Annotated in this window: 11 protein-coding genes; 5 read left to right on the forward strand and 6 right to left on the reverse strand. The window is 68.8% G+C overall.

Features of this window, described 5'->3' with window-relative positions; translation table 11 throughout:
* Positions 1 to 399 precede the first annotated feature (399 nt).
* The 3 genes from LW840_RS16790 to LW840_RS16800 all read right to left on the reverse strand — a co-directional run bounded on the left by LW840_RS16790 (position 400) and on the right by LW840_RS16800 (position 3,220).
* On the reverse strand, positions 400 to 981 hold the full coding sequence (locus LW840_RS16790) for a PEP-CTERM sorting domain-containing protein (RefSeq protein WP_291269602.1): 582 nt from the start codon (positions 979 to 981) through the stop codon (positions 400 to 402).
* 556 nt (positions 982 to 1,537) lie between these two features.
* A complete protein-coding gene (locus LW840_RS16795; RefSeq protein ID WP_291277427.1) occupies positions 1,538 to 2,278 on the reverse strand; it encodes a hypothetical protein in 741 nt (246 codons plus the stop codon).
* Positions 2,279 to 3,076: 798 nt separating this feature from the next.
* Positions 3,077 to 3,220, reverse strand: coding sequence for a hypothetical protein (locus tag LW840_RS16800; RefSeq protein WP_291268553.1), 144 nt, complete (start codon positions 3,218 to 3,220; stop codon positions 3,077 to 3,079).
* 41 nt (positions 3,221 to 3,261) lie between these two features.
* On the opposite strand from LW840_RS16800, the gene LW840_RS16805 reads away from it, so the two are divergent.
* Positions 3,262 to 4,254 carry an alpha/beta hydrolase-fold protein gene (locus LW840_RS16805; RefSeq protein WP_291277428.1) on the forward strand — a complete coding sequence of 331 codons (993 nt, stop codon included), beginning with the start codon at positions 3,262 to 3,264 and terminating at the stop codon, positions 4,252 to 4,254.
* A gap of 100 nt (positions 4,255 to 4,354) precedes the next feature.
* On the opposite strand, the gene LW840_RS16810 is transcribed toward LW840_RS16805, so the two are convergent.
* Positions 4,355 to 6,808, reverse strand: coding sequence for a prolyl oligopeptidase family serine peptidase (locus tag LW840_RS16810; RefSeq protein WP_291277429.1), 2,454 nt, complete (start codon positions 6,806 to 6,808; stop codon positions 4,355 to 4,357).
* Between the two features lie 144 nt (positions 6,809 to 6,952).
* On the opposite strand from LW840_RS16810, the gene LW840_RS16815 reads away from it, so the two are divergent.
* Genes LW840_RS16815 through LW840_RS16825 form a run of 3 tightly spaced genes read left to right on the forward strand, consistent with a single transcriptional unit; the run spans position 6,953 to position 11,335 of the window.
* Positions 6,953 to 9,238 carry a prolyl oligopeptidase family serine peptidase gene (locus tag LW840_RS16815; RefSeq protein ID WP_291273253.1) on the forward strand — a complete coding sequence of 762 codons (2,286 nt, stop codon included), beginning with the start codon at positions 6,953 to 6,955 and terminating at the stop codon, positions 9,236 to 9,238.
* Positions 9,239 to 9,251: 13 nt separating this feature from the next.
* A complete protein-coding gene (locus LW840_RS16820; RefSeq protein WP_291277430.1) occupies positions 9,252 to 10,868 on the forward strand; it encodes an SDR family oxidoreductase in 1,617 nt (538 codons plus the stop codon).
* Between the two features lie 59 nt (positions 10,869 to 10,927).
* Positions 10,928 to 11,335 carry a hypothetical protein gene (locus LW840_RS16825; RefSeq protein WP_291277431.1) on the forward strand — a complete coding sequence of 136 codons (408 nt, stop codon included), beginning with the start codon at positions 10,928 to 10,930 and terminating at the stop codon, positions 11,333 to 11,335.
* Between the two features lie 187 nt (positions 11,336 to 11,522).
* Here the strand turns inward: LW840_RS16825 and LW840_RS16830 are convergent, their stop codons facing one another.
* Together LW840_RS16830 and LW840_RS16835 are read right to left on the reverse strand one after the other, a co-directional pair.
* A complete protein-coding gene (locus tag LW840_RS16830) occupies positions 11,523 to 12,353 on the reverse strand; it encodes an IclR family transcriptional regulator (protein ID WP_291268559.1) in 831 nt (276 codons plus the stop codon).
* A 105-nt stretch (positions 12,354 to 12,458) separates the two neighbouring features.
* Positions 12,459 to 13,637, reverse strand: a complete 1,179-nt coding sequence (locus tag LW840_RS16835) for a cytochrome P450 (RefSeq protein ID WP_291261551.1) — start codon at positions 13,635 to 13,637, stop codon at positions 12,459 to 12,461.
* Between the two features lie 224 nt (positions 13,638 to 13,861).
* Between LW840_RS16835 and LW840_RS16840 the strand changes: the two genes are divergently transcribed.
* Positions 13,862 to 14,983, forward strand: a 1,122-nt coding sequence (locus LW840_RS16840; RefSeq protein WP_291277432.1) for a TonB-dependent receptor plug domain-containing protein, incomplete at its 3' end; no start/stop codon positions are given.

A 14,983-nucleotide genomic window follows, 5' to 3' on the forward strand; every position in this document is an offset into this window, starting at 1 on the left:
CGGAGGCGTGGGCGCCACTGGACCACCGGAGGAGCCGCAGGCGGCACTGACGAGGGCCACACCAAGCAGGGCAACGCCGACATTCATCATTTGTGATACCGGGACACAGCGGCTGATTTGCATGGGATCTCCGGGGAGCGGATGAACCGGACAGCGCGTGGGGAGGGTTCCGCGACCACGACGATCTGCCAGACTGTGCGGACGACACGCAGCGGGTGCCGTGACCCTACCTGCGGTGCGCGACCGTGGAGTCCGCCGTGTTCTGGCCGCCGGGCACGTGCACATCTCGCGCTCGGCGCCAAGCCCGGAAACGCGTCGGCGCCCCCACCATATCGGGTGGGGGCGCCGAGTTGTTCATCAGCGCGGAGTACTCAGGCGCGGACCGCGCCGATTACCGGTTCATGCCGTCTCGCGGCGACGGCGACCGACGGCCAGCAGGCCGGCAAGGCCGGCGGCCAGCAGCGCCGCGGAGGCCGGCTCGGGGACCGCGGCCGTGGGGAGCGGCACGCAGGCCGTGCCCTGCGAGTTGTTGCAGTTGCCGTAGAATAACCCGAACCGCTGATCTTCGGGGTTGCTCCCCCCCGCCGTGCCGAACGCCAGTTGACCGGTGATCGTGAAGTCGCTCATGGCATTGACCCCGGAGAAGGCGAAGTAGCTGTCGGTGCCTGTGGAGGTGAAATCGCCGAGCGCAGGGATTGCGAGCCCGTTGAACAGGACGTTGCGCAGCCCGACGAACTCGCTGGTGCCGAACCCCCGCACGTTGAACATGACGGCGCTGAACGTGTTGCCGGTGTTGGTAAGGGCGTAGGTGGTGGAACCGAACGGGCTCCAGCTGAGGGCTATGGACCCACCGCTGCTGGCGCTGTAGGCGATGGTGAACGTCTGGTAGCCGGCACCGTGGAACCCGGCGGCATCGGCCGATGCCTGGCAGCCGTTCCCCGGCCGGCAATCTTGCAGGCTGGTCCGGGTGCCATAGAGCACCTCTCTGTCTGTGCCTTGCCGCCGGATTCGGAAACCACCGCCCTGATCAGGCGTACCGGACGTGAAGAAACCGCCCTGTGCCTCGAGCGCACTGGACGCGATGAGTAGGGAAGCAAAGAGGAGCGGGAGTCGCAGGCGCATGGTCGGCTGGGATGGGGTGGATTCCTCAGTGATCCGAAAAACAGCAGGTCTCATGTCACACGACGGCAAGAGCCGAGCCGGCCTCGTGCCATCCGCATTCGTGAAGCCCGCAGCGCACGTTCGCCATAGCAGGAGTTCATCCTGGGGGCTGGCCAACCGGACGGGGCGTTCGCGTTGCCGCCGTACCCTGTGGCGACCATGCCGCGGTGTGCTTCGTCATCGCCACAGTGGCGGAGACTGCGGCGGGGGAATGCTCGGTCCACGCAACTGGTACAATCCGGCCCACCAGAACGACCAGTGGGAGCGACCGAAGCCGATGGCGTGGTGTTCACGCACGCGCGGGTCGCCGAAACGACGGGAGGGCCGCCCCGACAGGGCGGCCCTCCGTGCTGCGCCGTGAGCCGGCGCGGCGCGCTCAGTGCACGACGCGGCCGACCGTGTTCACTCCGAAGATGCCAACGTTCACGAACGTCGGCGTAATGACGCGATACTCGCCGTTGGTGGCGTTGCCGCGGCCAATCAGGGCGTAGGGCCTTCCGTCGGAACCGATCCAGCCGGCGATGAGCGTGCCGTTGTCGCCCGCGCCATTCGTGCGGCCGATGATGGGGCCGTCAATACCGTCCCGCCGGAACTCGACGCGCCCGTTCGCTTCGTTCTGCACGACATACACAAACGGCCACGCGTTCGGAAACACCGTCGGAAGGTCCAGTTGACCAAGCTTGATATTGTCTCCCCCGACCTTCGCGTTCAGGTTCTGGCACACGAAGTTGCCGACCCCCGCGATGCGGCTGTACACCTTGAGCGCGGAGCCCATGTAGGCGAGCGCCGCGGGATTGCCGTTCGCGTCCTCGTAGATTGCGCGCAGGCTCCCCGCGCCCGGGTCGTCGCCGGGGCCGTTCGAACGGCACCACTGCGAGCCGTTGGCATACTGCACCTGGATCGCGTTCAGCCTGCTAGGGGCAACACCAATCACGGCCTTGTCACCGGTCCCGAAGCCGGCAGTATTCGTGATCGCGTTGAATCCCACATCATTTGAAACGCTGAACGCCGGTCCCGACAGCTCGGCCTCCGGAGCAACCGGAGTCTCGGACGCACAGGCGGCCAGCGCGAGGATGGCAAAGGGGGCGGCAGCCAACCGCATAACATGATTCTTCATGAAAAATGCTCCTTCCCTGACTGAGAACGAGTGACCCGGTCATCCGGAGGGGAACCGGCATTCGCCGGTGCGGGTGTCCCGGGAACAACAACGGCGCTCTTTCGGAGAGACGCTCCGAATGACACCGTCAGCATAGCCGGCACCGATGCCGGCAAATGGCCAATCCGGCGCGCGTTCGCGCTGCAGAGCCCTCCGTAACCGTCCGTGCGGGGTCGAGCCGAACCCAGGGATGCGGTCAGGGTTGCCTGTGAGGGCCACCGGCCACCGGTATTGTGTACCGACAAGAACGTGTTCACGCAATTAGAACGCGCAACAAACGCGCCATCAGCTTCGACGTACGGAACCGCCCGGGCTCACGGCCATTCCCGCAGCAGGCGGACCGGCGCGATCGCAATGCAAAACCATGTAGGAAATGCGGTTGACAGGTTCCGGCGCGACGCGGCGCCCTGTAAATGCCGGCGCTACCGAGGCTACTCCATCTGAGCAATATCCGCTGCCGCAGATGCGTACACGCAACATTCCGATGCGTGAACGCTACATTTTGTGGCGACCGCGACGACGCGCCAATGAGAGCTGGCGCCTCCTTGCACGGCGCTCACCCGCGGCGTCCTGCCCGATACGGACGTCCCGTCGGCGGCCGCAACGGCAACATGCTGCCCATGTGGTTCGTGCCGCCGCTGTGCGGTCCGATCGAGGGCAACCACGGACTTATGCTGTCGTGGCCGCCGGGCCAGCGCCGCCGAATCCGTGCTGGCTGTGGCCCCCGTTCATTGCCGCCCGTTGAGCATGCGCGGACGATCAGCGTGCGACCTGGGCGCCGAACGGGGGCTGGTTGCGCCCGGGGGTGTCGATGAGCCGCCGCCGGATGCGCCGCGGGTCGCAGTCCACGGGATTGGCACAACGCGCCAGCTGCACCAACACGCCACGCAAGGCACGCCTCATCCGTGTTAACGTTCGGCAGCAGCCGTCGTCTGCCACTCGCCATGCCCATGACTCCAGCGATGTCCCCCACGCCGGTACGATCTCCGTCCGCCCCGGGACGCCTGCGCGTCCGCTTCGCCGCCCTTGGCGTCGCCGCAGTGGTCGCACTCGGCTGTGACGCCGGGGTGCTGTCCGGACCGGTCACGCAGGTTCCCGACCCGTCCTCAGAGAACACGTCCTGGGTCACCCCCGCGGTGAGTGCGCCCGGCGTGGAGCACCGGGTATTCTCCAGTCAGACGGCGCGCACGGCCGTGTCGTATCACCTGTACCGCCCGCCGCAGTACGACGCCGAGCCAACCCGACGCTTTCCGGTGGTGTACTGGCTCCACGGGAGCGGCGGGGGGCTTGGCGGCATTGCCCCCCTGGCGGCGCACTTCGATGCGGCCATCCGCGCGGGACGTATCCCGCCGCTGCTCGTCGTGTTCGCCAATGGCATGACGTCGAGCATGTGGGCCAACTCCAAGGATGGGCGCATCCCGATGGAGACGGTGGTTGCGCAGGACCTCGTGAATGAGCTCGATACACGGTTCCGCACCGTCGCCACGCGGGACGGCCGAATACTCGAGGGGTTCAGCATGGGGGGCCACGGGGCCGCGCGCATTGGCCTGCGGTATCCCGAGCGCTTCGGGGCCGTGTCCATGCTCGGCGCCGGTCCCCTCGACCTCGACTTCGCCGGGCCGCGCGCGTTGGCCAACCCGGCCGAACGCGCGCGCATCATGCGGGATGTGTACGGCGATGACCTGGCGTACTATCGCGAGCACAGCCCGCTGACCGTGGCCGAGGCGTTTGCCCGGGGCTCCGGTGCACGGCCACGACTGCGCATCGTGGTGGGCGACGCCGACAACACCGCGCCCGGCAGCGCGGCCTTCAGCGCCCTGCTCGGCGCACTCGGCGTCGCCCACGAATACCGGCTGCTGCCCGGCGTGGGCCACGACACCATGGCCCTGTTCGCGGCGCTCGGGGAGCGGGTGTGGGCGTTCTACCGGCCCGAGTAACCGAGCCGTAGTGCCGCCGGACACCCCGGCCTGCCCCATGAACACCGAGGCCCCGCGAACGGCGTTCGCGGGGCCTCGGTCGTTCGTCATGTCCTGCCGGTTACATCGCCGTCTTTGACTTCTTCAGATACTTGTCGAGCCACGCCGTCATCTCGGCCAGGGTGTGCCCCACGCTCTCACGGGCAAGGTAGCCGTGCGATTCGCCCGGCAGCTGCACGTACCGCACCGTCGCCCCATTGCCCTTGAGCGCCTGATACATGCGTTCGCTCTGAATGGGAAACGTTCCCGTGTTGTTGTCGGCCATGCCGTGAATGAGCAGGATGGGGTCCTTGATCTTGTTGGCATGCGTGAACGGCGACATGCGTTCGTAGAGATCCGGCGCTTCCCAGTACGAGCGCTCTTCCCCCTGAAAGCCGAACGGCGTGAGCGTGCGGTTGTAGGCGCCGCTGCGCGCGATGCCGGCCTTGAAGAGCCGCGTATGCGCCAGCAGGTTGGCGGTCATGAAGGCGCCATACGAGTGCCCACCCACGCCAATACGATCGCGATCGGCCACGCCCATGGCGACGATGGTATCGACCGCGGCCTGCGCGCTCATCGTGAGCTGCTCCACGTAGCTGTCGTTGGGCTCCTTGCCGTTCATGGCCACGATGGGCATGGTGGGGTCATCCATCACCCCGTACCCCTGCGTGAGCAGGAACAGGTGCGAGCTGCCCGACGGTCGCGTGAAGCGGAAGGGTGAACCCGTCACCTGCGACGCGGCGTCGACCGATCGGAACTCCAACGGATACGCCCACAGCACGAACGGAATGGGACCGTCCTTCGTCTGGTCGTAGCCCGGGGGCAGATACACGGTTGCCGACAGCTTCACCCCATCCTTGCGAGTGTAGGTAATGCGCTGGCTGGTCACCCCGGCAAACTGCGGCGCCGGATCGGTGAAGGCCGTGAGCGCTCTGGGCGCGATCTTGCGCGCGACATCCCGCACATAGTAGTTGGCCGGTTCCGTCTTCGACTCACGACGGGTCACCAGCCGTGTTCCCGCGGCATCGAGCACACCGGTGATCGTCTCGAAGTACGGGGACGCGCTGCGGAACAGGCGGGTGGCGCGCCCGGTGGCCAGATCATACCGATCGAGAAAAGGGCGATCGCCTTCGGGGCTCGCACCAGCGCCGCTCAGGAACGCCTGGCGGCCATCAGGCGTCGTCTGCAGGCGCAGCCGCCCGCGCGCATCGCGCGTGGTCAGGAAATCACCCGGATCGCCATACCGGTCTTCGGCGCTGCGATCCCACAGCATGCGCGGAGCCGCTGCGCCACTGGGATCAATGAGCCATGTGCGCGTGCGCCGGCTGCGGGCATCGAGCTCGCGGGCAATCGCGCGCGTGGGCGAGTCCCAGGTAATGCCTGCCGCGCGATACTCCGTTTCCACGAGCGTCGTGGCGTTCCCGGTGAACGGGGCGGGCAGGAGCAGCACACGGTCACGCTTCGCCGCCTTCACGGTGGGGTCGCCACCATCGAGCGCCTCGATCCACGCGAGCGTGGCGTCGGCATCGCTGCGCCACGCAATGCTGCGCGGCCCGGTGAGTGCCGCCCCGCCGCCCCACGGCACACGCTCGATGAGTGGCCGATCGGCCACGCTCTTCACCGCGCTGCCGTCGAGCGTCCACACCTCGGTGCGTGTGGGGAAGTACTCCAGCGGGACCGTGTACGAGAACGGGCGTGCCATGGTGCTCACCAGGAGGAAGCGGCCATCCGGCGACGGATCGATTCCGGTGCGCATGGCGGGTGTTCCCAGCGGCGTCACCGCACCGTCGAGCGCCACCAGGGCCAACTGACTCGTGGCATAGTGCTCGAAGACCGCCTCGTCGTGCGGGCTCTTGAGCAGGTCCTGATAGGTTGCCGCGCGCTCGGCGCGCCCGCTGAGCGCTTCCTGCACGATGGGTCCATTGGGCGTCCCCGGGGCCGGCGGTTCCGCGCCACGGCCGTCGGGGATGAACGTGCACGCCAGCCGCTGCGGCGTGATCCACGCACACGGGCGGCCGAGCACGGCGTTCAGGGGTCGGTTGGTCACGCGCGTGGCACTCGCCGTGGCGACGTCGGCCGTCCACAGCGTGATGGCGGAATCCGACGTCACGGTGAAGGCCAGGCGGCGCCCGTCGGGTGACCACATCACGTCACCGATGGTGGTGCCACTCGGCATGGCCTGGGCAAGTGAACGCGCGGCCCCTCCCGCAACCGCCTGGAAGGCGATCCCGGTGTAGCCGGTACCGCGTGACGGGCCACTGGTCTTCGGATCGAACCGTCGCCCCGCCAGGCGATACTCGAACCCGGCCACGGTTCGGATGGGGGGGAGTCCGGGCCATGACAGCACGACCAGATGGGCCTTGTCGGGACTGAGCAGAACGGCCGGGGTGGCCGGTTGGTCGAGGATCTGCGCAATGGGCGCGGGAGGCTGCTGGTACTGCGCACGAGCGATGGCGGGGAACAGCAGCGCGCCGGCGGCGACGCCACTGACCGCGCGCCGCAGCATACGACCAAACGGGTGCGGAAAGGGCAGCATGGCAGAGCTCGTCTGAAGGGAGGTGGCACGGACGTCGGGAGGGAGGCCCCCTCGCCCCGCGTCACGCGCCATGATACTGCTCGCGAAAATGCTCGCGATAATGCTCGCGTTGCGCAGCACCCGCGCAAGACGTAGCATCGCCGCATGCCTGCCACTTCCTCTGCGCCCCGTCGCGTACCCAGCGGCCTGGTCCTGGCGACCACCGCGGCGCTCTCGTTGCCGTTCCCCACGCTGGTGCCGGCGCAGCCGGCGGCGTCCGCCCAATCCGCCCCGCTCGCGCTCACCGACCTGCTCGACGTGCGCAACACCGCCGCCGGAGCGCTCTCCGAAGATGGCCGCTGGCTCGTGGTGACCATGACCCGGCCGCGCACCAGCCTGGGGATCGACTACAACCGCAGCTTCGGTGATCCCACCTACGTGGCCCCCACGCGGCGCGAGACCTTCCTCGTGGATACCCGCTCCGGCGACCGCACCCCGCTCTTCCCCACCCCACGGGTCACCGCCGGCAGTGCCTGGACGCCTGATGGCAGCACCCTGGCGATACTCGTGCACGCCAACGACCCGGCGGCCGACGACCGTTTCGATGTACTCCTCATTGACCGGGCGACGCGCCGGCAAACCGCGCTGCGGCTTCCGGCCAATCGCTATGCCTTCGAACGCAGTCGCCTCCAGTGGAGCAGCGACGGGCGCCGCCTGTACCTGTCGCTGCGCAGCCCGGCGTGGCGGGCCACCGCCAAGGCGGAGTTCGCGCGCCTCACCACGGGCCCGCGCATCGTGCAGTCGAGCGAGGAGCCGTTCCTCGCCTGGAACGGGCTGCAGCGCCTCGGCAGCATGGAATCGGTCGTGGCCATCGACCGCACGACCGGCACCGCCACTGACGTGCTGGCCGAGGCGATGCGCCCGCAATGGGCCGTCACCCGCGACGGGCGCACGATCGTGTACGCCGATGACATCACGCGCAAGACCGACTACGACGTGATCGGCGGCACCGAGCAGCGACTCGTGGCACGCGAGGTGGTCGGCGGCGCGGAAACCGTGATCTTTCCGGCGCTCCGCAACATCCGGCTGGTGTGGGCACGTGATGGCCGCCGGCACGCCTACACGCGCGACGACCAGCTCTGGGTCGGGACAGTGGGTGACAGCGCGCGTACGCGCCTCGCCGGCGACACGACGGCCCGCGGGGACACCACGGCCGACGCTCGTGCCCATCGGCAGCGCGAACGCTTCACCCCCGTGAGCTGGATCGAAGGGGACGCGCCGGCACTGCTCGCCAGCAACGTGGAAGGACTCTGGTTGCTGGACCCGGCCACCGGCGCGCGCCGCCTGGTGCTGCGCGCCGTCGATTCCCTCCCCACACTGCCGCGGGCGCAGTTCGTTGGTGCCGTTGCCAACGGCCAGCAGCTCCTTTTCAGCCTGCAATCGAAAACGGCGTGGCAACGCGCCATCGTGCGCGTGGATCGGGCCAGCCTGCGGGTGGACACCCTGCTGGCCGACTCGCGCAACCTCGCGCAGTTCACCATGTCCGCCGACGGCAGCACGGCCATCGTGAGTGGAGGTGACGGCAATCGGCCGTTCGACCTGTGGGCCCTGCACGCGCCATACACCGCGCTCACCCGCCTCACCGACGCCAATCCCACCCTGGCCACGCGCGCCCTGGGACGCACCGAACTGCTCAGCTACCTCGACGCCGATGGCCGTACCGAATTCGGGGTGGTGCACTATCCGGCGGGGTTCGCCAAGGGACGTCCGTATCCCACCATCTTCATCATTTACGAGGATTTCTTCGCCGACACGTGGGATGCCGTGGCCAATCTGCTCAACGCGCACGGCTACGTGGTGGTCAAGCCGTCGGTGCGCTTCGACATTGGCTACCCCGGCGAAGCATGGGTCAAGGGGGTAACGGCCGCCGCCAACAAGCTGATCGACATGGGAGTGGCCGACAGCACGCGGCTGGGCGTGCACGGCACCAGCTACGGCGGCTACGCCACCAACCTGCTGATCACGCAGACCACCCGCTTCAAGGCGGCCGTGAACATCAGCGGCAAGGTGGACATGATCAGCTTCTACACCGACTCCCCCCGGCTGGGCGTCCGCAACGTGCACGCCGCGGAAAAGAGCCAGGACCGCCTCGGCGCCACCCTCTGGCAGCAGCCGCAGAAGTACGTGGCCCACTCGGCCGTCATGTTTGCGGATCGCATCACCACGCCCCTCCTGCTCATGACGGGCGAACTCGACGCCAACGTACCGGCGCTCAACACGCGCGAGATGTACTATGCGCTCCGCCGCCTCAACAAGCCCGTGACGTGGGTGACCTACAGCAAGGGTGGCCATGGCACCCCGCTGTCGTCGCTCGACGACTGGACCGATTTCCACGAGCGGCTGCTCGCGTGGTACGCGAAGCATCTCAAGCGCGCGCCGACCCTGCCCTGACTATGCTTGACGCATGACTCAGGCACGCGCCCCCCACGCTCCCGATGTTGCCCGGCAGTTCCTCGAAGATTTGCGAAAGGCCACCCAGCTGCTGGAAGACGTGGTGGCCGATCGCAGCCTGCTGCTGCTCGCCGCCCCGGATGACCGACGCCGTTTCGACGAGGCCGTGGCCACCGTCTTCCAACCCGATGCCCGCGCCCGACGATCGATGGTCAAGGCAACGGCACGCGCGCGGAAACTGGCGGCGGCGCGGCGTGACGACGAACGCCTGCAGGATACGGGCATCCGCGTGTTGCGGCGGCGCCCGGTGTTCACGACCCCCAACGTGTATCTCCTGGGTGATGCCGGCGCCGGTACCTCCTCGATCGCGCCGGGAGCGCCGGAGGACGAGGCGGTGGAGCCGCGCGCCGGCGCACAGGTGTCGGCCCCGGAGACCGTGGTGCCGCAGCACTGCTACATCTGCAAGCAGAAGTTCGTCACGGTCCATCACTTCTACGACCAGATGTGCACCGCGTGCGCCGATTTCAACTATCACAAGCGCACGGAGCTGGTGGACCTGAGCGGGCGCACCGCCCTGCTGACCGGGGGCCGCGTGAAGATCGGCTATCAGGCCGGTCTCAAGCTGCTCCGGTGCGGCGCACGGCTGCTGGTCACCACGCGATTCCCGCGGGATTCCGCCATGCGCTACGCGCAGGAGCCGGACTTCGAGGTCTGGCGGGACCGCCTTGAAATCTTCGGGCTCGACCTGCGCCATACGCCGAGCGTGGAGACCTTCTGCACGCAGCTGCTGCACTCGGAAGCCCGACTCGACTTCATCGTGAACAATGCGTGCCAGACGGTACGACGCCCCCCGGCATTCTACGCCCACATGATGCAGCACGAGCAGGCGTCGGCGCACACGCTCCCGCCCGCAGCGCGACGGGTTCTGCAGCGGTACGAGGATCTGCGCGCCTCCTCGCCTTCTCACGGGACGTCGCTGCGAGCGGTCGGCCCCGCGGACTCGGGGGCGATGGAGGCATTGGGCCTCACGCAGGCGGCGGCGCTGTCGCAGGTGCCGCTGCTCCCCGAGGATCATGACGCATCGCCGCAGTGCTTTCCCGTGGGACAGCTCGACCAGGACCGGCAGCAGATCGACCGGCGTTCGCACAATTCGTGGCGCCTGCTGCTGGACGAGGTACCGAGCGTGGAACTCCTCGAGGTGCAACTCGTGAATGCGGTGGCCCCGTTCCTGCTCAACGCGCGCCTCAAGCCGCTCATGCGGCGTACCGACAACCGCGACAAGCACATCGTCAACGTCTCGGCCATGGAAGGACAGTTCTATCGCCACAACAAGACGACGCGGCACCCGCACACGAACATGGCGAAAGCGGCGCTCAACATGATGACGCGCACGTCGGCGGCAGACTACCAGCAGGACGGCATCCACATGAACAGCGTGGACACCGGATGGATCACCGACGAGGACGTGGCGGAGCTCGCGCAACGCAAGGTGGAGCACCACCGCTTTCATCCCCCGCTCGACATCGTGGACGGCGCTGCCCGCATCGTGGACCCCATCATCGACGGCGTGGCGACGGGCCGTCACCAGTGGGGGCAGTTCCTCAAGGACTACGCTCCCACCGACTGGTAGCCGCAGGCACGGCCGCGATGCAGACACCGCCCATCCCACCGACCGCGCAGGCACCAGAGGTGCGCATCCGCCCCCTGCACACGGCGGATGCCGGCACCGTCGCGGCACTGCACGCGGCCAGTTGGCGGCGTGCCTACCGGGGCATTCTCACGAACGCCTATCTCGACAGCGACCTGGAAGCCGAGCGCCACACGGTGGGCGGCTGGACGGCGGTACACACCCCCGACGTTGGTGTCCACCTGTGGGTCTTCGCCGACAACGTTGCTGCCCGCGGTTTCTACCGGCGGGTGGGTGGACGCGAGGTGGAGCGGACCGATCGTGCCGCCGCCGATGGCCGCCAGCTGCCGGAGTACCGCGTGGCGTGGTCGTCGCCCGGCGCACTCACGGGGGCCACCCGCGGCGAGCCGCCCGAGGACCGCGAGCGGCCGGCAGGGAGCCGCCCAAGTGCACGTCGAGGGTATTGGTGAATACGCCGGTCGTGGAGGCCGTCCGCTGGCAGTGGACGCTCCGGCAGACAGCACGCCCGGGCAGCGGTTCACGCGTGTGCGCCTGCGGCCCCACGGTGGCCCAGGGCCTCAGCTGACTCCGACACCGCCTGTGCCCGATGTGGTCGGCGGTGCGCAGCCGTGCGCGTTTCGCAGCCGGCGATCGACCTTACTCGCGCAGGCGACGGCGGCGATCCAACGTCGAGGGCCGGTGCGGTGACGTTGTGGCGAGTGCCGGCGCGTCCGCCTCGCAGGCCACTCGCGGTGTACCGCCCAAGACGGCCGTTCCCTCGGCGGCGGCCCGGGCCACGAGCGGCTGCAGCTGGCGCAGCCGTGCGGCGCCGGCGCGCACCGAGGGGAAGCCGATGGTGACGGCCGCCGCCGCGGCTCCGGTGTGATCCCACACCGGCGCGCCCATACCGTACACATCGGCGTACCACTCCCCGCAGGCGATGGCGATCCCCGTGCGCCGGACGTCGTCGAGCTGCTCCATGAGCGTTGGCAGGTCGGTGATGGTGGCGGGGGTGTAGCGCGTGAGCGTCTCCCCAAGCAGCACGCGCCGTTCTCCATCAGCGAGCCACGCCGTCAGCACCTTGCCGCCGGCGGAGGCATGCAGCGGCGGATGCCCCCCGAGCACGCCCGGGACCACCAGCGGCTGCGGCGCGTAGACGATGTCGACCGTGGTCGCGATGGCGCCGGAGCGGACGACCAGCGTGGCGCATTCGCCAGACTCGCGGGCGAGCCGCATGAGGACGGGATGCAGCGCACGTTGCAGGGGTGAGGACTGCTGGGCGAGTGCCCCAAGCGCCGCCAGACGGATCCCGAGCCGGTACCGACTGGAACGTTCGTCGTAGTCGAGAAACCCGGCCTCCTCGAACGTGCGGAGTAGCCGGTAGACCGAACTGCGGGGCCGCCCCAGTCGCTCGGCGATGTCGAGCGCGGCGAGTTCCGGGGTGCGGTCGCTGAACAGCGCGAGCACCGTGTTGAGGGTGGCGAGCATGGCAGAGGATGGAAGGCCGGCGCACGGACACGGTGCGCAGGCAAGCTAGAGGTCCGGGAAGCAGCGGGGAATGGTGGGAGCGAGCGCACGCCGCGCGGGCGCGCGTCACGCCCACAGCACGTCCAGGCGAGGGGGCTTGCGGAATTCGTGCCCGTGGGGGCGGCTCGGACGCTCGGGGTCGAGGCGACAGTGCGGATGCCGGCGAAAGAGCGCGAGGAGCGCGGTGCGCGCCTCCACGCGAGCCAAGGCCGCCCCGAGGCAGAAGTGCCGGCCGAATCCGAATGCCAGATGCGGCGTGGGATCCGCACGCGCCGGATTCCAGCTGTCCGGAGCGCGATAGTGGGCCGGGTCACGGTTGGCCGCCCCCAGCATGCACTGCACGATCGCGCCCGCTGGAATTGGCACGCCGCCCAGCATCACCGCCTGCGGCGCATAGCGGCTGCACGTCTGCACGGCCGGTTCCCAGCGGAACGTTTCCTCCACGCACCGGTCCACGGCGTCGGCGTCGAGGTGGCCGACGCCCAGCGCCGACGGGTGCGACAGGATGGCCCAGAGGGTATTGGCGATCGACGCCTCGGTGGTTTCGATGCCACCGAAGAGCACAATGAGCGCGTTGGCGGCAATTTCCTCGTCGTCCAGCAACCGCGGATGCGCCCGCGCGAGGGTGTGCAGCAGCGCACTCGACGCGACGTCGGGGGCGCGCAGGATCGGCTGCAGCGAGGCGCGAAAGGCGAGGACGGCCGCCTCGGCACGGGTACGCGTCTCCGGGTCCCCCGCATAGTTGATCAGCGCGTCGGCGAACGTGTCGTACCACTCGCGCAAGAGCCCGTCCCCGGCCGGGTCCAGTCCCAGCACGCGCGCGACGGTGGCGACCGCCACGGGCGCCGCGTAGGTGGAGCGCAGGTCCGCGCCGGAGGCCGGGAGTGCCCCGACGTGCGCCGCGACCACGTCATTCACGAGAGGCGTGAGCGCGTCCGCGGCCTTGGCGTTGAACGGGGGCGCGCACGCCGATTTGTAGCGCCGCTGCGGCGCGCCCTCGGTAGAGAGCATTTGCGGCCCGAAGGTTTCACGGATGGGGGACCGGGGATCGTCCGTGCGGAAGCGCATGGTGTCGCGCAGCACCTCCATCACGAGGTCGCGACTGGTGACCAGCCACTGCCCAATGGCTGGCGCCCAAGTCACCGGCTCGGTGGCCCGCAGGCGATGGAAGATCGGATAGGGATCATCGGCCAGCTGGTCGATGGTCACCGTGGCTCCGATCGGGAAGGAGGTGGGAGCGGACATGTGGTGGGCGGATGCGGGAGAAGCCGGAGCGCCGGCGGTTCCGGTGCTCCGTGCCGAACTGGGGACTACGCGGCGCGGTGGGGGATGAGGAACCGCTGGACAGTGCTGACGGCGCTTGCTTGCCGAAGTCCGGCCCCAGCGGTACGATAGGGTGCATGATTTGAGACTGGATCTCAATATATGAGAACATCTGGTCGCGCGCCTACCACCGGTCCCCACCGCCCATGCCCCGTCCCAGCCCAAACGCCCACGTCACCGCCCTGCTCTGGGGTGGCGGGTTGGCCGTCCTCGCGGCCACCGCGGCCCCCGCCCTTGCCGACTCGCCAGCCGCACCGGGAACTGCCCCCACGGTCGTCCCGCGCCTGCAGGCCGATTCCATCACCGGTACCGTGGCCGATACACGCGGCCGTCCCGTGCAGGGGGCGCGGGTCCTCGTCGTGGGCACCAGCACCACGGTGCTCACGGACCCCCGTGGCCGCTTCCGCCTGACCGGCGTTGGCGGCACCGATCGGACCGTGCGGGTGACCGCCATTGGCTATCAGGCGCAGTCCCGGACCATTGGCGCGGGGAGCGCCACGCTCGCATTCGTGCTCAGCGAGCTGTCGGTGAACCTCGACGAGGTGGTGGTCACCGGCACGGCCGGTACCGTGGAACGGCGGGCGGTGGGCAACGCGATCACCAAGATCGATGCCCGCGGCACCCTGGAGCGGATGCCGGTGACCGACGTGTCGCAGCTGATGAACGGCCGCGCCTCGAATGTGGTCCTCACGGCCAACTCCGGCATGGCCGGCGCGGGGACCAAGGTCAATATCCGCGGCCGCAACAGCCTCGCCCTCACCGGCGCGCCACTCGTGTACGTGGACGGCATCCGCATGGACGCCGCGCAGGCCTCGGGCCCGGCGATTCAGGGGGCCAACGTTGTCTCCCGCCTCAACGACATCAACCCGGCCGACATCGAGTCCATCGAGATCATCAAGGGCCCCGCCGCCGCCACGCTCTACGGCACCGAGGCCTCCAACGGCGTCATTCAGATCATCACCAAATCCGGCCGCGCCGGGGAGAAGGCCCGCCTCAACTTCACGGCGGATCAGGGGACGAACGAGTTCGCGGACCCGGCCGGACGCATTCCCACCAATTATGCGCGCTCGCCGCAGGGGCAGATCCTCTCCTTCAATGCCGTGGAGAATGAGCGGACGCTGGGCAACAGCATCTGGCGCACCGGCCAGTTCCAGCGGTACGCGCTCGGCATCGATGGCGGCTCGGGGCCGGTCAGCTATCGCGTGGGCGGCGTGCTGCAGGATGACGAAGGGATCGACCTCAACAACCGGCAGCAGCAGTCGTCGCTC

The sequence above is a fragment of the Gemmatimonas sp. genome, from assembly GCF_021298855.1.
Taxonomy (GTDB): Bacteria; Gemmatimonadota; Gemmatimonadetes; order Gemmatimonadales; family Gemmatimonadaceae; genus Gemmatimonas.

Excerpts from the sequence above, each read along its gene's own strand:
- LW840_RS16795 (WP_291277427.1), bottom strand. The coding sequence starts at position 2,278 with ATGAAGAATCATGTTATGCGGTTGGCTGCCGCCCCCTTTGCCATCCTC.
- LW840_RS16800 (WP_291268553.1), bottom strand. The coding sequence starts at position 3,220 with ATGAGGCGTGCCTTGCGTGGCGTGTTGGTGCAGCTGGCGCGTTGTGCC.
- LW840_RS16805 (WP_291277428.1), top strand. The coding sequence starts at position 3,262 with ATGCCCATGACTCCAGCGATGTCCCCCACGCCGGTACGATCTCCGTCC.
- LW840_RS16810 (WP_291277429.1), bottom strand. The coding sequence starts at position 6,808 with ATGCTGCCCTTTCCGCACCCGTTTGGTCGTATGCTGCGGCGCGCGGTC.
- LW840_RS16815 (WP_291273253.1), top strand. The coding sequence starts at position 6,953 with ATGCCTGCCACTTCCTCTGCGCCCCGTCGCGTACCCAGCGGCCTGGTC.
- LW840_RS16820 (WP_291277430.1), top strand. The coding sequence starts at position 9,252 with ATGACTCAGGCACGCGCCCCCCACGCTCCCGATGTTGCCCGGCAGTTC.
- LW840_RS16830 (WP_291268559.1), bottom strand. The coding sequence starts at position 12,353 with ATGCTCGCCACCCTCAACACGGTGCTCGCGCTGTTCAGCGACCGCACC.
- LW840_RS16835 (WP_291261551.1), bottom strand. The coding sequence starts at position 13,637 with ATGTCCGCTCCCACCTCCTTCCCGATCGGAGCCACGGTGACCATCGAC.